Annotated in this window: 18 protein-coding genes; 3 read left to right on the top strand and 15 right to left on the bottom strand. The window is 58.8% G+C overall.

Annotated elements, in window-relative coordinates; translation table 11 throughout:
• From trmL to traF, 5 genes are all read right to left on the bottom strand, one after another.
• Complete coding sequence (trmL, locus tag OZ656_RS16255; protein ID WP_278350945.1) at positions 1–465, bottom strand: tRNA (uridine(34)/cytosine(34)/5-carboxymethylaminomethyluridine(34)-2'-O)-methyltransferase TrmL; 465 nt, start codon at positions 463–465, stop codon at positions 1–3.
• Positions 465–1,643, bottom strand: coding sequence for an acetyl-CoA C-acetyltransferase (locus OZ656_RS16250; RefSeq protein WP_141067001.1), 1,179 nt, complete (start codon positions 1,641–1,643; stop codon positions 465–467). The genes trmL and OZ656_RS16250 overlap by 1 nt, the downstream gene beginning before the upstream one ends.
• A gap of 125 nt (positions 1,644–1,768) precedes the next feature.
• Positions 1,769–2,509, bottom strand: a complete 741-nt coding sequence (locus tag OZ656_RS16245; RefSeq protein ID WP_278350946.1) for a pteridine reductase — start codon at positions 2,507–2,509, stop codon at positions 1,769–1,771.
• Positions 2,510–2,522: 13 nt separating this feature from the next.
• The gene (locus OZ656_RS16240) at positions 2,523–3,644 is read right to left on the bottom strand and encodes a multifunctional CCA tRNA nucleotidyl transferase/2'3'-cyclic phosphodiesterase/2'nucleotidase/phosphatase (RefSeq protein ID WP_278350947.1); all 1,122 of its coding nucleotides are present in this window, start codon (positions 3,642–3,644) and stop codon (positions 2,523–2,525) included.
• 140 nt (positions 3,645–3,784) lie between these two features.
• Positions 3,785–5,038 (bottom strand): conjugal transfer protein TraF, encoded by a 1,254-nt coding sequence (traF, locus tag OZ656_RS16235; RefSeq protein WP_236040816.1) that lies wholly within the window; start codon positions 5,036–5,038, stop codon positions 3,785–3,787.
• A gap of 251 nt (positions 5,039–5,289) precedes the next feature.
• Here traF and OZ656_RS16230 point away from each other — a divergent pair, with 251 nt between their 5' ends.
• Both OZ656_RS16230 and OZ656_RS16225 read left to right on the top strand, forming a co-directional pair.
• Entirely contained in the window at positions 5,290–5,826 is a 537-nt protein-coding gene (locus OZ656_RS16230) for an LPP20 family lipoprotein (RefSeq protein WP_222533923.1), read from the top strand.
• Positions 5,827–5,881: 55 nt separating this feature from the next.
• Entirely contained in the window at positions 5,882–7,093 is a 1,212-nt protein-coding gene (locus OZ656_RS16225) for a flagellar assembly protein T N-terminal domain-containing protein (RefSeq protein ID WP_272999169.1), read from the top strand.
• Between the two features lie 3 nt (positions 7,094–7,096).
• Here the strand turns inward: OZ656_RS16225 and OZ656_RS16220 are convergent, their stop codons facing one another.
• The 8 genes from OZ656_RS16220 to yegQ form a co-directional block, all read right to left on the bottom strand.
• Positions 7,097–7,555, bottom strand: coding sequence for a SufE family protein (locus OZ656_RS16220; protein ID WP_023008624.1), 459 nt, complete (start codon positions 7,553–7,555; stop codon positions 7,097–7,099).
• Positions 7,552–8,094 carry a putative Fe-S cluster assembly protein SufT gene (gene sufT / locus OZ656_RS16215; RefSeq protein WP_022990808.1) on the bottom strand — a complete coding sequence of 181 codons (543 nt, stop codon included), beginning with the start codon at positions 8,092–8,094 and terminating at the stop codon, positions 7,552–7,554. The genes OZ656_RS16220 and sufT overlap by 4 nt, the downstream gene beginning before the upstream one ends.
• Before the next feature lie 25 nt (positions 8,095–8,119).
• A complete protein-coding gene (locus OZ656_RS16210; RefSeq protein WP_011786597.1) occupies positions 8,120–8,476 on the bottom strand; it encodes an iron-sulfur cluster assembly accessory protein in 357 nt (118 codons plus the stop codon).
• A gap of 12 nt (positions 8,477–8,488) precedes the next feature.
• Entirely contained in the window at positions 8,489–9,742 is a 1,254-nt protein-coding gene (locus OZ656_RS16205; protein WP_183576978.1) for an aminotransferase class V-fold PLP-dependent enzyme, read from the bottom strand.
• Positions 9,743–9,747: 5 nt separating this feature from the next.
• Entirely contained in the window at positions 9,748–11,034 is a 1,287-nt protein-coding gene (gene sufD, locus OZ656_RS16200; protein ID WP_272999172.1) for a Fe-S cluster assembly protein SufD, read from the bottom strand.
• A gap of 15 nt (positions 11,035–11,049) precedes the next feature.
• The gene (sufC, locus tag OZ656_RS16195; protein ID WP_153741703.1) at positions 11,050–11,811 is read right to left on the bottom strand and encodes a Fe-S cluster assembly ATPase SufC; all 762 of its coding nucleotides are present in this window, start codon (positions 11,809–11,811) and stop codon (positions 11,050–11,052) included.
• A 208-nt stretch (positions 11,812–12,019) separates the two neighbouring features.
• Complete coding sequence (sufB, locus tag OZ656_RS16190; RefSeq protein WP_011786593.1) at positions 12,020–13,468, bottom strand: Fe-S cluster assembly protein SufB; 1,449 nt, start codon at positions 13,466–13,468, stop codon at positions 12,020–12,022.
• Positions 13,469–13,771: 303 nt separating this feature from the next.
• On the bottom strand, positions 13,772–15,094 hold the full coding sequence (gene yegQ, locus OZ656_RS16185) for a tRNA 5-hydroxyuridine modification protein YegQ (RefSeq protein WP_199452503.1): 1,323 nt from the start codon (positions 15,092–15,094) through the stop codon (positions 13,772–13,774).
• A 188-nt stretch (positions 15,095–15,282) separates the two neighbouring features.
• On the opposite strand from yegQ, the gene OZ656_RS16180 reads away from it, so the two are divergent.
• Positions 15,283–15,639 carry an AraC family transcriptional regulator gene (locus OZ656_RS16180; RefSeq protein ID WP_023008621.1) on the top strand — a complete coding sequence of 119 codons (357 nt, stop codon included), beginning with the start codon at positions 15,283–15,285 and terminating at the stop codon, positions 15,637–15,639.
• Here the strand turns inward: OZ656_RS16180 and fabB are convergent, their stop codons facing one another.
• Complete coding sequence (fabB, locus tag OZ656_RS16175; protein ID WP_272999078.1) at positions 15,640–16,851, bottom strand: beta-ketoacyl-ACP synthase I; 1,212 nt, start codon at positions 16,849–16,851, stop codon at positions 15,640–15,642.
• Between the two features lie 11 nt (positions 16,852–16,862).
• Positions 16,863–17,372: a bifunctional 3-hydroxydecanoyl-ACP dehydratase/trans-2-decenoyl-ACP isomerase gene (gene fabA / locus OZ656_RS16170; protein WP_011786589.1), complete on the bottom strand. Its 510-nt coding sequence runs from the start codon at positions 17,370–17,372 to the stop codon at positions 16,863–16,865.
• Positions 17,373–17,410 lie beyond the last annotated feature (38 nt).

Genomic DNA, 17,410 nt, shown 5'->3' with positions numbered 1-17,410 from the left:
TCAGATCGAGCCCTCAAACCCAAGTTGCCGCCAGGCCTCATAAACCACCAGGGCGGCGGTATTGGAAAGGTTGAGGCTGCGACTTTCCGGACGCATGGGTACCCGAAGACGGTGTTCGGCGGGTAGCCCGTTGCGCACGTCTTCCGGCAGGCCCCGGGTCTCCGGCCCGAACATCAGGTAGTCACCGTCCCGGAACGCCACCTCGTGGTAATGGCGACTTCCCTTGGTGGTGAGACCGAACAGCCGCGAAGGCTGCTCGGTGGCCAGAAAGCTGGCGTAATCCGCATGGATCTTTACCGGAGCGTATTCGCTGTAATCCAGACCGGCCCGTCGCATCTGCTTGTCCTCCAGAGAGAATCCCAGAGGTTCAATCAGGTGCAGCTGACAGCCGGTGTTGGCGCAGAGCCGGATGATATTGCCGGTGTTCGGCGGTATCTCCGGCTCATACAGAACCACGTGCAGCATCAGCGCTCAACGGCCAGGGCCACACCCATGCCACCGCCAATACACAGCGTGGCCAGACCTTTCTTGGCATCGCGGCGGGTCATTTCGTGCAGCAGGCTGACCAGAATACGGCAACCGGAAGCGCCAATCGGGTGCCCCAGGGCAATGGCACCGCCGTTCACGTTTACCTTGGCGGTGTCCCAGCCCAGGTCCCGATTAACGGAAATTGCCTGGGCGGCGAAGGCCTCGTTGGCTTCGATCAGATCCAGGTCGTCAACAGTCCAGCCCGCCCGCTCCAGGCAGCGCTGGCTGGCCGGAATCGGGCCGGTGCCCATGATGGCAGGGTCCACGCCGGCGTTGGCGTGGGCTTTGATGGTTGCCAGCGGGGTCAGGCCCAGCTCTTTCGCCTTGTCTGCGCTGCACACCATCACCACGGCAGCGCCGTCGTTCAGGGAGGAAGCGTTGCCGGCGGTTACCGAGCCGTCTTTCTTGAAGGCCGGGCGCAGTTTGCCCAGGCTGTCGCCGGTGACGCCGTCGCGGGGGCACTCATCCTTGTCCACCACCAGTGGGTCGCCTTTGCGCTGGGGAATGGTGACAGGAACAATCTGGCCGTCAAAGTAGCCGGCCTTTTGCGCAGCGACGGCTTTCTGCTGGGATGCGGCGGCAAAGGCATCCTGCTCGTCCCGGGTGATGCCGTATTTCTCGACGATGTTTTCAGCGGTGATACCCATGTGGTAATCGTTGAAGGCATCCCACAGGCCGTCGGTGATCATGGTGTCGATCATGCTCCAGTTGCCCATGCGTTGACCGTTGCGGCTGTTGGGCAGTACGTGGGGCGCCTGGCTCATGCTTTCCTGACCGCCGGCCAGGATCATCTCGGCATCGCCGCACTGGATGGCCTGAACCGCCATGTGCACGGCTTTCAGGCCGGAGCCGCAGACCTTGTTGATGGTGATGGCGGGCACGGAAGCTGGCAGGCCAGCATTGATGGCAGACTGTCGGGCCGGGTTCTGGCCGCAGCCAGCGGTGAGTACCTGGCCGAGGATAACCTCATTGATCTGGTCGCCGGCGACACCGGTTTCTTCCATCACGGCCTTGATCACGGCCGTACCCAGCTGGTCTGCACGCAGGCTGGACAGACCACCACCGAAGCTGCCGATGGCGGTACGTTTGGCGGCAACAATAACAACATCACGCATGAGAACTCTCCGTTAATCTGGGCACCTGGTTGGGTGGCGCCCGTTTATAAGAATGGCAGGCATTGTAGCGGCAAAGCGCTTGCCGGCCAAAACAACGAAGGTCGGGGTTGTTCTGGTGCGGGTGATCACATATTCAGGCTGCGGCCGCCATCCACCGACAGTATCTGGCCGGTGATAAACGGCGCGTCGCATACCAGGTAGGCAATGGCACCGGCAATGTCGGCGGGGTTGCCGGTGCGGGCCTGGGGCGTTTTATCGAGAATGGCCTGCTGGTGGGCTGCGTCCACGGCTGATTCGCCTTCCGGCCAGAGGATGGCGCCTGGCGACACGCCATTTACCCGAACATCCGGCGCCAGATCTTTGGCCCAGGAGCGGGTTAGTGCTGCCAGCCCCGCCTTGCTGGCGCAGTAAAGGGGGTGGTCCTTCAGTGGTTTCTCACTGTAGATGTCGATCATGTTGACCACACTACCGGAGGCCGCTTTTAGCGCAGGCAAACATTGCTGAAGGAGGAAGAAGGGGGCTTTCAGGTTGGCGCCCAGTATCGTGTCCCAGTCCTGTTCGGAGGCATCTTCGGTGGGGTTGGGGTAAAACACGGAAGCGTTATTGACCAGCGCATTCAACTGCCCCCAATGCGCGCAGGCCTGTTCCGCCAGTTGCCGGAGCTGGTTCATGTCGGTGAGATCGGCGTGGTAACACACGGCGGATTCCGGGCGCTGCTGGTTCAGCTTGTCGGCCAGTGCGCGGGCCTGTTGTTGACGGCCACGGTAATGAATCACAACATTCCAGCCGCGAGCATGCAGGGTTTCTGCTGTGTGGGCGCCCAGGCGATGGGCTGCACCGGTGATCAGGGCGACGGGGTGGGGCATGGGATATTTTTCCTTATTCCGGTAAATGCAGTGCCTCAGTAATACGGGCTACGCGCTCTTTCCGGATTGCTTCGCCCAGAGCTTTGCCCTGAATGCCTTTTTGCAGGAACGGGTGAGGGGTTACGCTCTGGGCTCGATGTGCGGCCAGTTCCAGTTGCTGAACTAAATGGGCGGGTTCGCTCTGAAGGGTGCAGGCGAGGGTACCCAGCAAAACGCCGAAACGATCGGGCCGGCGCCAGAAATCGGCTGTGTCCAGAAGCTCCATTGCGAGTTCCGGTGTCAGCCGGGTTTCAGGCGATGCGCCGTTCAACTGAGCCATGAACAGGCAGGCCAGGTGGGTCAGTTCCCGACAGTCGTTGGGGCTTTTCATGGCTTTAGCCCTGGCAACGGCGTCTGGCTCGGGCACGCCACTGAGCAGGGCCGCGTAATGCTGGGCGGTAGACCCCTGTTTGCGGTGGATGCACTGCAGGGCGCTGAGACCCTGGCGGAAAGCCTGATCATCGGTCAATTCAGGAATCAGCACCTTCAGGGCGCCGAGCTCCCGGAGCACATCGAAGAACACGCCTGGAGCCTGTTCATGCAATGCCCTCTGAACTTCCTGCCACACCCGCTCTGGTACCAGGTCTCCGAGTTCGCCACTGGTGACCATCTGCCGCATCAGCGCCATGGTCTCCCGGCAGATGCTGAACCCGAGTGGCTGCAGGCGCGCGGCGAAGCGGGCGGTGCGAAGGATGCGCAGGGGATCTTCGGCGAAGGCTTCAGACACATGCCGAAGCTTTTTCTGTTCCAGGTCGGCATGGCCGTTGAACGGGTCCACCAGGTCGCCGTTCTCGGTTTCTGCCATGGCGTTGATGGTCAGGTCACGGCGGCGAAGATCGTCTTCCAGGGAGACATCCGGTGCACTGTAAACGCTGAACCCGTGGTACCCGCGCCCCTGCTTGCGCTCGGTCCGGGCCAGGGCGTATTCCTCGCCGGTGTCCGGATGCAGGAAAACCGGAAAATCCGCCCCTACCTGTTTGAAGCCTCGCTGGAGCATGTCTTCCGGGGTGGCACCAACCACTACCCAGTCCCGGTCTTTAACGCCCAGGCCGAGCAGCTTGTCGCGGACAGCGCCGCCCACCAGATAGGTTTGCATAATGCGGTTTGTTCCTGATTGCCATGAATGGGTAACGGGGATTATCCGGCCACGACCGGCCAGAGGCAAACAGGCAGCGTGAAATAAGAAAGCCCGGGCTGCGCAGGGCAGACCGGGCTTTTGCGGCCGGGGGCGTCGGCTTAGAAGGAGGTGCCGAGTTCCAGGGCTGCGCCGACATCGGCGCTGCTGTACAGGGCGCCGATATCCACGCGAACACCAATGATGTTCAGGCCGAGACCTGCGGTGAACTGAGTGTCTTCCTCGATGCCGTCGTTGTCGTCGTTACTGGCCAGGTTGTGGCGAACACCTGCGCGCAGCTGGGCGTAACGCCAGGCGTCGAATTCCGCGCCCAGGGCCAGCCACTGGGTATCGTCTTCATACCCGAAGGCTTCTTTCTTGGTCAGGTCCACTTCTGCCGTGATTACGTGGTAGTCGCTCTTGTGGGCGATACCTGCGGTGACCATCGGGTTGAGTTCGAGGGTGTATTTTTCTTCGCTCGGATGATTCTGGGCCGAATCCAGTTCCATCGGGATCAGGTTTTTGACGACGACGCCGGCGTTCCACTGGTTTTCAGCACCGAAGGCATAAGCAGCACCGATGTCCAGGTTGAAGCCGCTTTTGTCAGTTTCGTATTCGTCACTGTCGAAATCATCATCCTCGAAGTCTGAGATTTCTTCGGTGTACTGGAAGGTTTGTAGTTGCACGTATTTGGGGGAGACACCAAGCTGCAATGCGTTGCCATTAGAAAGCATAAACGAGTGAGCGATGCTGATGCCGGCTTCTGCTACTGCAGAGGCCAGGATTCTGCCGCGTGAGTTCAGCTCTGTATCAAGATCTGTAGTGGCGGGCGGGCGAACGCCATTAGCGATGTCATTTAGAAGGTCAAGGTCGTTTTCGTCCAGTTCACCGCGCACAGTCGCTGTCAGATTGGCGTTGGCGAAGAAGCCAAAGGACAAGGAGTTTGAGGGGATAGCAAGGCCAAGTCCCAAGCCTGCATTGGCACGCATGGTGTCGCGGTCAAAGGCTTCCAGGTTGTCTACGAGTTGCCGTGCTTTGGCCTGGGCATCGGCTTGATTGGAAAACTTCAGGTCCTCAAACTGCTCGATTTGGTCCTGGATATCATCAACCTGATCAATCACCTCTTCCTCATCGGCCGCACGCGCATTCACAGACGGCAGCATCAGGCCGAAATCGTCTGCCCAGCCGTGCTGTTCAGCAGCCATCATGGCCGGGTTGGCACTCGGTGCAGCAGAGGGATGGGCAACGGCGACGCCGGTTCCGCCCATGGCGAAGGAGCGGGCAGACATAAAGGCTTGCGGGCTTGCCAGTGCAGACGTGGTGGCAACAGACAGGCCGATGGCCAGGGACAGTTTGCTGAGGCGGTTTGCTTTCATGGGCGGTCCTGAGTTGGTTTTATTGCATGAACAAATCATTAAGTGTTTGAAAGGTTAGACCAGTTTATTTCGTGACACAGCGCACAACCGGTAACGGTTTGTTCTGTATGTGTAAATAAAGGCAGCTTTTTGCCGCTGGCATGGGCATGGAGTTGCGATGAACAATCGAAACCTTCGAAAGATCATTTGGTTGTGGAATCTGGCGTGATTCTTTCATGGTTCTGGTGAAAGTGTTTTCCGGAGACAAGATAATGACGTTGCGCTGGATCCTTGTTCCTGTTCTGGCTTTTGCCGTGGCCGCCTGCGCGCCGGTGGGCAGTTACCGGAGCGATCAGGCCAGGACTGAAACCTTTGAGCCCATTACGGTCCGGGTCAGTGGTTTTGGTACCTATGAGAATGTTCAGGCCGACCGGGTAAATACCCGTAAGCGCTTACTGGCTCGACGGGCTTCACAGCTGGACGCCTACCGGAACCTGGCCGAGCGGGTCTACGGTACCGTGATCTACGGCAGTTCCACGGTGAATGACTTCGTGTTGCAGAACGACAGTTTCCGCACCTATGTGGACAGCTACATTCGCGGCGCCCGGATGGTGGCGGTGAATGAGCATAGCGATGGCGTGGTGGAAACCGTGATGGAGCTGCGCCTGGAGCCGAGGTTCCGGGAGTGTGTGGCGAAGGTGGCGGACGATCAGGTGCAGGATGTCTGTGCCATTCCCATGCCCAGGCGGAATGATCGTGTAGGGGATGTTGAGGCCCGTCGCACAGATTCACTGTACTACCTGGATTAGGTCTGTTGATGAACGCCGTGATTGAACCGGTATCGATCCGGTGGGTTAGATTGCCATGATGAGATCAATGCTTTTGTTCTGGATGCTGAGTCTGTTCGCCGGGTTTGCCCATGGCGCGGTCCTTGAAGGCGTGGGGCATGCCAATATCCGGGAGAATAATCTGGATCAGGCCCGCACTGAGGCGCGTCAGGCCGCGATGCGCGACCTTGCGCTGCAATATCAGGCCAGGGTCAGTACCCGGGACACCATGGAGAACGGTCAGCTTGTGGGTTCTCATACCGAGCTGTCGGCCATGGCCCAGGTTCGGAATGCCACGATCGTGGATGAGTACCGAAGTGGCAATCTGCTGAGGGTGATTGTCCGGGCAGAGCTGTCGGATGCCGAAGGTAGCGCTGGCAGCTGCAAGGCCGGGCAGGCTTCCGGTTTGCGTAAACGGGTGGCGGTAACCGCGTTCCCGATCACCCGTCCGGAGCAGGGTGGCGGTGCGGCCCTGGATGACGCCGGCGAACAATTGCCGCGGGAGCTGGTGGCTCGCTTGCAACAACAGGGGCAATTGCAGGTGCTGGGGGCGACATCGTTACAGCTGTTCAGCAACCTGCCGGATGCGCCCACGTCTCAGAAAAACCCGGCCAGCAATCAGCTGACGAATGTGGTTCAGCTGGCCCGGGAACTGGGGGCGCAGTTTGTGGTGGCAGGTGTGATTCGGGATATTGGCCTGGCCGACCCCGGCGCCTGGGGCAGCTCAATTCTGGATCGCATGCAGCGAGGTATCGGGATGGCCGACACTTCGCGCCGGTTTGAGGCCGAAGTGATGGTGTTTGATGGCTTCAGCGGTTCCCCGGTCTTCCGGCAGCGGTTTGAAACCTCGGCACGGTGGCAGCCGGATGGCAGTGGTACCGGAGGTTTTGCCTCGGCGGGCTTTGAAGGTTCCGAGTGGGGGCAGGCGGTTGAAGGTGTCATTGCCGAGATGACCGCCGCCGTCAACAATGCTCTGGCCTGTCAGCCATTCATGGCCCGGATAACCCGTGTGGATGGCAACCGGGTGACCCTCGCCTCCGGCGCAACGGCGGGGCTGCGACCGGGGGATGAACTCGATCTGTACCGCAGCCAGCGATACTTTGATTCACTGGATGGTACGCCTGAGCTGTCCGATACCGGGGTGACGCTGACACTGGACAACGTGCATCCGGATTTCAGTAACGGGCGAATCCCCACGGAAGGTGGCCTGATCAACGTTCAGCGCGATGACCTGGCCATTATCTGGTAAGTCTCAGGCGGCCTCGGCCGCCGCAATATCCCGGATCTTGCCGACCATGGCTCGCAGGCCGTTGCCCCGGGTGGGGGAAATATGGCGGAACAGATCCAGCTGCTCGAACAGCTCGTCGATATCGGTGGCCAGCAGTTCTCGAGGCGTCTTGCCGTTCAGGGCCACCAGAATGATGGCGGCCAGGCCGCGCACAATCATGGCATCGGAATCGATCAGCAGGAACAGTTTGCCGCTGTCCTCATCGTAACGATGAATCAGCCATACCTGGCTCTGACAGCCGTGGACGTAGTTTTCTTCAACTCGCTCATCATCGGGAAAACCTGGCAGTTGCTTGCCCAGGTCGATGATGTAGGCGTAGCGTTCTTCCCAGTCGTCCAGAAACTCAAACGCATCCAGAACGTCTTCAAGGGTGGTGTCTTTGCCCAGGGGATTGTTCAGAAATTGTTCCTTGCTGGCGGTCATAGCATTCCCAGTTCAAGTTTGGCTTCGTCGGTGAGCATATCGTTGTTCCAGGGCGGATCAAAGGTCAGCTCAACGGTAACCTTGTCCACATTGGGTACATGCTCCACCTTGCGCTTCACATCGTCGGTGATTACCGGCCCCATGCCGCAGCCAGCCGCGGTCAGGGTCATTTTGATGTAAACGTGATTGCCGTCTTCTGTGCCGTTCTCAATCCGGCATTCGTAAATCAGGCCCAGGTTGACTACGTCCACCGGGATTTCCGGGTCGTAGCAGTTACGCAGCGCTTCCCATACCTGGTTTTCGTTGATGGTGCCGTCTTCCGGGGTCTCGAAGCTGCTTTCCAGCGGCTGCTTGCCCAGGGCATCGGCGTCGTGGCCTTCAATGCGGGCAAGATTGCCGTTGACCGCCACGGTGAAGCTGCCGCCGAGGGACTGGGTAATGGTCACAAAGGTGTCTGACGGAATCATGATTTCCGTTCCGGCAGGTACCAGGCGGGCTTCCACTTCGCGTTTGGTCAGGACGACTTCGCGTTCTTGCATGTTTGATCAGTCCTATCTTTGTGCTTTACGCCACCGTGAAGCTTTCACCACAGCCGCACTCAGCGGTGGCGTTGGGGTTGCGGAAGCGGAACAGGGAGTTCACACCCTCGGTGACAAAGTCGATTTCGATGCCGTTCACCAGTGGCAGGTGTTCCTGCTTTACGAACACATCCACGCCGTCGATGGTAAAAATACGGTCATCGGATTCCGGTGTTTCTACCCACTGGGTTTCGTACTTGAAACCGGAACAGCCACTTTTTTTGATGGCCAGGCGAATGCCTTTGGCTTCCGGTTTCTTGTCCAGTTGTTTGCGAACGTGTTTGACCGCCGTCGGGGTCATGGTCACGTTCACATCGCTTGGGGTGAAGACTTCGGCTGTCATGTTTCCACCTCCTCAGGCAAACAGGCGCTGGATCTTTTGCAGGCCGGTAAACAGTTTCTCGACCTCTTCCAGCGTATTGTAGAACGCAAACGAAGCCCGGGCTGTACCGGGTACTCCGTAGAAATCCATCAATGGCATGGCGCAATGGTGGCCGGTGCGGATGGCGATGCCTTGCTGGTCCAGCAGGGTGCCGATGTCGCTGGGGTGCAGGCCGGCAATCTTGAACGACATCACCGGTACCTTATTGGCGGCGGTACCGATGATCTCCATGCCTGGCACGGTTTCGACCAGTTCATTGGCCCGGCGTAGCAAGGCATCCTCTGCTGCTTCCATGGCCTTTCGGTTCAGCGAGTTCAGATAGTCGATGGCGGCGCCCAGGCCCACTGCTTCGGCAATAGCCGGGGTTCCGGCCTCGAATTTGTAGGGCAACACATTCCAGGTGGTTCGCTCGAACGATACCCGCTCAATCATTTCGCCACCGCCCTGATAAGGCGGCATTTCTTCCAGCAGTTCGGCGCGGCCATAAAGCACGCCAATGCCCGTGGGCCCGAACAGCTTGTGGGAAGAGAATGCATAGAAGTCACAGCCCAGGGACTGAACGTCCGGCTGGAAGTGGGGCACCGCCTGGGCGCCATCCACCAGGGTCAGTACCCCCTGTTTTTTCGCCTGTTCAATCAGGGGCGCAATTGGGTTGACGGTGCCCAGCGCGTTGGACACGTGGGTGATCGCCAGCACCCGGGTGCGCTCGTTCAGCAGGCTGTTGAACGAATCCAGATCCAGCTCGCCTTGCGGTGTCACCTGGATGGGCACAACCCTGGCACCGGTGCGCTCGGCCACCATCTGCCAGGGCACAATGTTGGCGTGGTGTTCCATGTGGCTGACCAGAATCTCATCGCCGGCTTTCAGGCGCGGGGCCAGGCCATTGGCCACCAGGTTGATGGCTTCGGTGGTGCCTCGGGTCCAGATGATTTCTCGGGTGCTGGACGCGTTCAGAAACTGGCGCACGGTTTCCCGGGCACCTTCAAACGCAGCCGTCGCACGATCACCCAGGGTATGGGCGCCACGGTGCACATTGGAGTGCATCTCGCGGTAATAGCGATCCATGGCATCCAGCACGGACTGTGGCTTTTGCGCCGACGCGCCGTTGTCCAGATACACCAGCGGCTTCCCGTTGATCTCCTGATTGAGAATCGGGAAGTCACGGCGAATGGCTTGCACATCAAACACCATTGACTGGGTGTTGTTTGCCATGGACAGATCAGTCATGCCCCTCAGGCCTCCTGAAAGGTTTGCTCAAAGAAATCACTTAACCGCGCCTGGGCGGTTTCACGCACGGCTTCCACCGGAATCTGTTGCACCAGTTCGTTAATGAACGCCATGGTGAGCAGAACATTGGCCTGCCGGCGGCCGATCCCGCGCGATACCAGGTAGAACACGGAGGTCTCGTCCAGCTGACCGATGGTGGCGCCGTGCGCACACTTCACATCGTCGGCGTAGATTTCCAGTTCCGGTTTGGTGTCAATCTCTGCCCCGTTGGACAGCAGCAGGTTCTTGTTGTTCATATCCGCATTGGACTTCTGGGCGTCCTGGTGGATATGAATCCGGCCGTTGAACACGGCATGGGACTGGTCGGCTGCAATATTGCGATAGGTCTCTTCGCTGTTGCAGTGGGCCGCGACATGGTCAATAGACGTGTGGTTGTCGTAGTGCTGTTTGCCCTGGGTAACCACCACGCCATTGAGCTTGGTTTCCGCGCCTTCGCCTTCAAGCCGCACCTGCAGATCGTGCCGGCGCAGGGGGCCGCCAAAACCAACGCAATGGCTCTCGAAGCGCGAGCTGCGTTGTTGCAGTACCCCGGTAGCGCCAATGTGCTGAACATTCTCGCCTTCCATGTTCAGGCGGATGCTGGTGACGTTGGCGCCATCGGCCAGACTGAATTCGGTTACTGTGCTGACCAAGGCGGATGCTTCACCACTGGAGGTGTATTCCTCTACCAGAGTCAGCTGGCTGTTGGCGCCGGCTTCCACGTAGATACGTGGATAGGCGGAGCCGCTGGCGTCAGCGCTGGTTTCATGGATGATGAACAACGGCTGATCCAGCACCGCGCCGGGTTTCAGGCGAATGAACAGGCCATCTTCGAAGCGCGCCCCGTTCAGGCGGGCGAATTGAACCTGGTCGTGATTCAGGGTGCTGCCCAGTTTTGCAGACAGGGCTTCAGCTTCGTCGTTAGCCAGATCGTTGAAGCTCAGGATCTCGATACCGTCGAGATCCGGATACTCGCTGGCTTCAGGAATCATCACGCCGTTGATGAAAACCACTTTGTAGCCGGGCACAGCGAGACTGTTGCCGGTCTTGCCTTCGGCCGGCAGGGAAATGGCCATATCGTCGGCCAGCTTCAGGTACTTGCTGGAGTACTTCCAGTTCTCGGTCTTGCGAGTAGGCAGCGGCATATCCACCAGCGCGCTGGCCCGCTCCTTGCGCAGCGCCAGCAACGGCTCCGGCAGGGATTCCCCGGCCGGGTGCAGGAAGGCACTGGAAAGCATGGGTACAGATTTCATTCCACGGCCTCCTGATCAGTTGCTGGTGTCGTCGTCTTTAATGCCCAGCCAGCCGTAACCTTTTTCTTCCAGTTCCAGGGCCAGTTCACGACCGCCCGACTTGATGATCTTGCCACCAGCCAGTACGTGCACATAATCCGGAACAATGTGGTTCAGCAGGCGCTGGTAGTGAGTGACCATCAGAATGGCGCGGTCTTCCGAGCGCAGGGCATTCACGCCATCGGAAACCACTTTCAGGGCGTCGATGTCCAGGCCGGAATCGGTTTCGTCCAGAATCGCCAGTTTGGGCTGCAGCAGCAGGGCCTGCATGATCTCGTTACGTTTCTTCTCGCCACCGGAGAAGCCTTCGTTCACGCCGCGTTTCAGGAAGGCGGGGTCCAGATCTACCTGTTTGGAAACTTCCTTGGCCAGTTTCATAAACTCGGCCGCGTTCATCTCGTCCTGGCCCTTGTGCTTGCGCATGGCGTTCACGGCGGTGCGCAGGAACTGCAGGTTGCTCACGCCCGGGATTTCAACCGGGTACTGGAAGGCCAGAAAGATGCCTTCGCGGGCGCGTTCTTCGGTTTCCAGATCCAGGAGGTTGTCTCCGTTCAGGGTGACTTCGCCCTTGGTGACTTCAAATGCGTCGTTGCCTGCCAGAACCTGTGACAGGGTACTCTTACCGGAACCGTTCGGGCCCATGATGGCGTGAACTTCCCCGGCCTTGATCTCCAGGTTAATGCCCTTGAGGATTTCTTTGCCCTCAACGGAGGCGTGCAGGTTTTTGATACTCAGCATTTGTAGATGTCTCTCTATATCCTGAATTTCGATCTATAAATTCGTACCCTTCGATGCCCCAATAACGTTCGGGACAGCGAGCGGGGGAGCTTTCCGGGATCGTCAAAATCAGGGATGATTTTGTCGAGCGTACAGGGATGTATTTACAGCGTATCCCGGAAAGCTCCCCCGCTCGCTGGCCTCCTCCGAGGCCAGCGGGGCATAGCGTTTAACCAACGGACCCTTCAAGGCTCACTTCCAGTAGCTTGCCAGCCTCAACCGCAAACTCCATCGGCAGCTCCTTGAACACCTCTTTACAGAAGCCGTTGACAATCATGGACACCGCCTGCTCAGGGTCGATGCCGCGTTGACGGCACAGGAACATCTGCTCGTCGCTGACCTTGGAAGTGGTCGCCTCGTGTTCCACGATGGCCGACTTGTTCTTGCTCTCGATGTACGGGAAAGTGTGCGCGCCGCAGCGGTCGCCGATCAGCAGCGAATCACACTGGGTAAAGTTACGCGCGCCCTCTGCGCCCGGGCCGAATTTCACCAGGCCGCGGTAGGCGTTGGAGCTCTTGCCGGCGGAAATACCCTTGGAGATGATGGTGCTGCGGGTATTCTTGCCCAGGTGGATCATCTTGGTGCCGGTATCGGCCTGCTGGTAATTATGCGTCAGCGCGACAGAGTAGAACTCGCCAACGCTGTTCTCACCGCGCAGTACACAGCTCGGGTACTTCCAGGTGACGGCGGAGCCGGTTTCCACCTGGGTCCAGGAAATCTTGGAGTTCTTGCCGATACAGGCGCCGCGCTTGGTCACGAAGTTATAGATACCACCCTTGCCGTTTTCATCACCCGGGTACCAGTTCTGTACGGTGGAGTATTTGATCTGGGCGTCGTCCAGAGCCACGAGTTCAACCACGGCCGCGTGCAGCTGGTTCTCGTCGCGCATGGGTGCGGTACAGCCTTCCAGGTAGCTTACGTAGCTGCCTTCGTCGGCGATAATCAGGGTGCGTTCGAACTGGCCGGTGTTGGCGGCGTTGATGCGGAAGTAGGTAGACAGCTCCATGGGACAACGCACGCCCTTGGGTACGTACACGAAGGTGCCGTCAGAAAAGACCGCCGAGTTCAGGCCTGCAAAGAAGTTGTCGCCGTGGGGTACCACGGTGCCCAGGTATTTCTGGACCAGTTCCGGATAGTCGCGGACGGCTTCGGAAATAGAGCAGAAGATCACGCCGGCCTTGGCCAGCGGCTCTTTGAAGGTGGTGGCTACGGAAACCGAGTCAAATACTGCGTCCACGGCAACGCCGGCCAGTTTTTCGCGCTCGTGCAGGGGAATGCCCAGCTTTTCGTAGGTTTTCAGCAGCTCCGGATCCACTTCATCCAGGCTTTGTGGCATATCCTCTTTGCGCTTGGGCGCGGAATAATAGGAAATCGAGTTGTAGTCGACTTTCGGGTAGCCGACATGAGCCCAGTTCGGCTCTTCCATTTCCAGCCAGCGACGATAGGCTTTGAGGCGCCATTCCAGCATCCATTCCGGCTCTTTCTTTATGGCGGAAAGGCGGGCAATGACGTCTTCGTTCAGGCCGGGTTCGAACGTGTCGGCTTCGATTTCAGTCACGAAACCGTGTTCGTATTCCCGTTTGATCAGCTCTTTCACCTCGTTGTCGGTGGTCGCCATGATCGTCGCTCCGTAATTCTCTCATCCAGGGCTTGCGCCCTTTGTGTCATCGGCAGCCCCTATTGGGCTGGCGGATGGGTGTATTCGATTTGCTGTTGTCGCAGTGGTCGCTCTCTCCGTGAGTACGCCCTGCAATCGGTTTTTGGATGACGGGAGGGGCTGCTGGCCGGTTTCCCGTTGCTTCTGGCGAGCGATTATACAATACCAGAGTAAAATAGTCAGGTATTAAATCGGTTGTGTAGGGATTATACCTTAATCGGCCTTTGGGGCACTAAGGGGGGCGTACAGATCGCCCACTCGAGTTTAACGGCCGGCGTTTTCGGGAAAAATCTTGGTCAGATAGGTGAAGTCCAGTTTTTCCGGCACGTTCGCGGGTTTAGGAATTTTGACGATGTGGCCGCTGCCTGGTGCGCACTCCATGGCCTCGCCGTGGCGGTTTTCCATCGTGTTGGCAGAGAATCGCAGGTTGCCGGCCGGGGTGATGAGCTCCAGCTGGTCGCCGGGGGCAAATTTATTTTTTACGTCGATGGTGAGCCACCGGTCATCCGCGTCGGCAATGGTGCCTACCACCTGCTGGGTGCCGAGATACGAGGAGCCCTGTTCGTAGGTCTGGTATTCCTGGGGCACGTGCCGGCGCAGGAAGCCTTCGGTGTAGCCGCGGTTCGAGAGGGCTTCGAGTTCGTCCATCATGTGCATGTCGAAGGGTTTGCCGGCGAGAGCGTCGTCGATGGCTTTCCGGTATACCTGGGTGGTGCGGGCTACATAGTAGGTGCTTTTGGTGCGACCTTCGATTTTCAGAGAGTGAACGCCCATCTTGACCAGTTCCGCTACGTGCTGGACGGCGCGCAGGTCTTTGGAGTTCATGATGTAGGTGCCGTGTTCGTCTTCGTAGGCCGGGATGAAGCCGCCGGGGCGATTGGGTTCTTCCAGCAGGATTTCTTTGGGCTCGCAGGTTTCCACCGCATCTGCAGAGGTGGCGATCAGATCGCCGGTCTGGTCATGGCTGTGCTGGACTTCTTTATAGTTCCAGCGGCAGGCGTTGGTGCAGGCGCCCTGGTTGGCGTCTCGATGGTTCATGTAGCCAGACAGCAAGCAGCGGCCGGAGTAGGCCATGCACAGGGCGCCGTGTACAAACACTTCCAGTTCCATCGCGGGGACTTTTTCGCGGATTTCGCGGATTTCCTCCAGGCCCAGTTCCCGGGACAGGATCACTCGGCTGATGCCCTGGCGGCGCCAGAATTCCACGGTGGCCCAGTTGACCGCGTTGGCCTGAACCGACAGGTGGATGGGCTGATCCGGCCATTTCTCCCTTACCAGCATGATGAGGCCGGGGTCAGACATGATCAGGGCGTCGGGTTTCTGTTCAATGACCGGCTCCAGGTCTCTCAGGTAGCTGCGCACTTTATTGTTATGGGGTGCAATGTTGGAGACCAGATAGAACTGTTTTCCCAGTTCGTGTGCTCGTTCAATGCCGGCGCCCAGGGCTGCAACGTCTTTGAAACTGTTGTTCCTTACTCTCAGCGAATATCTCGGCTGGCCGGCATAGACGGCATCTGCGCCATAGGCGAAGGCGGTTTCTAGATGTTCGGGGGTGCCGGCGGGAGCAAGCAGTTCCGGGGTGGTCATGGTGTCTCCGGGTATCAACTGAAAAGCGGATGGATGCAGGTAGGGCATTCTGAAAGCGGGCATTGTGCCGCAAATAATCCGGTGCGCCATTGATCTTGCTCAAAGGTCGTATTGATTGATTTCGGCTAACATGTGTACGCTGATGGAGTTGGCAGTTTGGGCCAGGACGATAGGCAGGAGGAACCAGCATGGCATCAGAGCCATTAAGGCCTGAAAATTCAAAGCGTTCGCTGAGTATGAGGGTCAGCAAGCTGATCCGGATTCAGTTGGAGCGAGGGAAAGTAGGTGTCGAGACGGTGGCCGGGCAGTTGAATATGAGCCGGTATACGTTGCACAAGAAGTTGCGCCAGGAGGGGCTGACGTTTGCGGCTCTGCTGGAGCAGGTTCGTCGGGAGCAGGCGATCACCTATATGAAAGATAAATCCAAGCCGCTGGTGGAAATTGCCGAGCAGCTCGGATTTTCGGAATTGAGCGCCTTCAGCCGGGCGTTCAAGCGCTGGATGGGAACGCCGCCGGCTGAATACCGCTCGCTTCGCTTGTCCTGATCAGACTTTCTTGAAGATCAGGGTGGCGTTGGTGCCGCCAAAGCCGAAGCTGTTGCTCATTACCAGGTTCAGATTCTGGTTGTCCATGCGTTCACGCACGATCGGGTAGCCTTCGGCGCCTTCGTCCAGGGTCTGGATGTTGGCGGACGGGGCAATAAAGCTCTCCCGCTGCATGATCAGGCTGTAAATGGCCTCATGTACGCCCGCGGCACCCAGTGCGTGGCCACACAGGGGTTTGGTGGAGCTCAGTGGCGGGATCTTGTCGCCAAAGGTTTCCTTGAGCGCTTTCAGTTCGGTTACATCACCGGCCGGCGTGCTGGTGCCGTGGGTGTTGATGTAATTGATCTCGCCGTCGATGTTGGCCATAGCCTGCTTCATGCATCGAATGGCGCCTTCACCGCTGGGTGCAACCATGTCAGCGCCGTCGGAGGTGGCGCCAAATCCGACCAGTTCCGCCAGGATGGTGGCACCGCGGGCTTCCGCGTGTTCCAGGGATTCCAGTATCAGCGTACCGCCGCCACCGGAAATCACGAAACCGTCACGGTCGGCGTCATAGGTGCGCGAGGCCTGTTCCGGCGTGTCGTTGTACTTGGTTGACAATGCGCCCATGGCGTCGAACATCAGGCTCAGGGTCCAGTGGATGTCTTCCCCGCCGCCGGCCAGCATGACGTCCTGGCGGCCGAGGGCGATCTGATCGGCAGCGTGGCCGATGCAGTGGGCGCTGGTGGCGCAGGCAGAAGTGATGCCGTAGTTGATGCCGGTAATGCCAAAGGCGGTGGTGATGGATGCGTTGATGGCGCTACCCATGGTGCGGGGTACCCGGTACGGGCCCACCCGGCGAAGGCCTTTGTCGCGGTGAGTGTCGATGGCGTCCAGCAGTTCGACGGTGGATGCGCCACCTGTACCAAATACGGCGCCGGTGGTATTTGCACGCAGCTGCTCGTCGGTCAGGCCGGCCTGCTCAATGGCCTCTTTGGCGGCCAGGTAGCAATAGCCGGCGGCAGGGCTCATAAAGCGCCAGATCTTGCGGTCGATCAGTTCTGACAGGTTCAGGTCGATCTTGCCGGCGACGTGGCTGCGCAGGCCTTTGTCCCGGGCTTCTTCGCTGAAAGCAATGCCAGAGCGGGATTCGCGAAGTGACTGGGCCACTTCTTTCTGGTTGGTTCCAAGGCTGGAGACGATCCCCATGCCGGTAACTACAACGCGACGCATTGTGCTAACTCCTAAAAGTCATCAGTCGATGTGAACAGGCCGACCCGAAGGTCTTTGGCGGTGTAGATTTCCCGCCCGTCCACTTCCATACGGGCATCCGCGATGGCCATGGTCAGTTTGCGGCGAATCAACCGCTTGATATCCAGATAGTAGGTGACCTTTTTGTTCTCCGGCAAAACCTGTCCGAAAAACTTCACCTCTCCGGCCCCCAGAGCACGCCCCTTGCCTTCACCGCCACTCCAGGCCAGGAAGAAGCCGACCAGCTGCCACATGGCATCCAGGCCGAGGCAGCCGGGCATTACCGGGTCGCCCTCAAAATGCACTTTGAAAAACCAGAGATCCGGGTTGATATCCAGTTCGGCCACCAGGCTGCCTTTGCCATATTCGCCGTCATCGGCTCCGATGTGGGTAATACGGTCGACCATCAGCATTTCGTCGATGGGCAGGCGCATGGCGCCCGGGAACAGCTGGCCGTGGCCGCAGCGGATCAGGTCTTCTTTGTCAAAGTGATCAGGATACATGTTGCCTGTGTCTCTGTTGCAAAATGATTTCTTCTACT

It is taken from the genome of Marinobacter sp. LM1, from assembly GCF_042763285.1.
Lineage (GTDB): Bacteria > Pseudomonadota > Gammaproteobacteria > Pseudomonadales > Oleiphilaceae > Marinobacter > Marinobacter nauticus.
Note: the sequence above shows the minus strand (reverse complement) of the source record. Positions and strands in the feature narration are given on the sequence as shown.

Excerpts from the sequence above, each read along its gene's own strand:
- trmL (WP_278350945.1), bottom strand. The coding sequence starts at position 465 with ATGCTGCACGTGGTTCTGTATGAGCCGGAGATACCGCCGAACACCGGC.
- OZ656_RS16250 (WP_141067001.1), bottom strand. The coding sequence starts at position 1,643 with ATGCGTGATGTTGTTATTGTTGCCGCCAAACGTACCGCCATCGGCAGC.
- OZ656_RS16245 (WP_278350946.1), bottom strand. The coding sequence starts at position 2,509 with ATGCCCCACCCCGTCGCCCTGATCACCGGTGCAGCCCATCGCCTGGGC.
- OZ656_RS16240 (WP_278350947.1), bottom strand. The coding sequence starts at position 3,644 with ATGCAAACCTATCTGGTGGGCGGCGCTGTCCGCGACAAGCTGCTCGGC.
- traF (WP_236040816.1), bottom strand. The coding sequence starts at position 5,038 with ATGAAAGCAAACCGCCTCAGCAAACTGTCCCTGGCCATCGGCCTGTCT.
- OZ656_RS16230 (WP_222533923.1), top strand. The coding sequence starts at position 5,290 with ATGACGTTGCGCTGGATCCTTGTTCCTGTTCTGGCTTTTGCCGTGGCC.
- OZ656_RS16225 (WP_272999169.1), top strand. The coding sequence starts at position 5,882 with ATGATGAGATCAATGCTTTTGTTCTGGATGCTGAGTCTGTTCGCCGGG.
- OZ656_RS16220 (WP_023008624.1), bottom strand. The coding sequence starts at position 7,555 with ATGACCGCCAGCAAGGAACAATTTCTGAACAATCCCCTGGGCAAAGAC.
- sufT (WP_022990808.1), bottom strand. The coding sequence starts at position 8,094 with ATGCAAGAACGCGAAGTCGTCCTGACCAAACGCGAAGTGGAAGCCCGC.
- OZ656_RS16210 (WP_011786597.1), bottom strand. The coding sequence starts at position 8,476 with ATGACAGCCGAAGTCTTCACCCCAAGCGATGTGAACGTGACCATGACC.
- OZ656_RS16205 (WP_183576978.1), bottom strand. The coding sequence starts at position 9,742 with ATGACTGATCTGTCCATGGCAAACAACACCCAGTCAATGGTGTTTGAT.
- sufD (WP_272999172.1), bottom strand. The coding sequence starts at position 11,034 with ATGAAATCTGTACCCATGCTTTCCAGTGCCTTCCTGCACCCGGCCGGG.
- sufC (WP_153741703.1), bottom strand. The coding sequence starts at position 11,811 with ATGCTGAGTATCAAAAACCTGCACGCCTCCGTTGAGGGCAAAGAAATC.
- sufB (WP_011786593.1), bottom strand. The coding sequence starts at position 13,468 with ATGGCGACCACCGACAACGAGGTGAAAGAGCTGATCAAACGGGAATAC.
- yegQ (WP_199452503.1), bottom strand. The coding sequence starts at position 15,094 with ATGACCACCCCGGAACTGCTTGCTCCCGCCGGCACCCCCGAACATCTA.
- OZ656_RS16180 (WP_023008621.1), top strand. The coding sequence starts at position 15,283 with ATGGCATCAGAGCCATTAAGGCCTGAAAATTCAAAGCGTTCGCTGAGT.
- fabB (WP_272999078.1), bottom strand. The coding sequence starts at position 16,851 with ATGCGTCGCGTTGTAGTTACCGGCATGGGGATCGTCTCCAGCCTTGGA.
- fabA (WP_011786589.1), bottom strand. The coding sequence starts at position 17,372 with ATGTATCCTGATCACTTTGACAAAGAAGACCTGATCCGCTGCGGCCAC.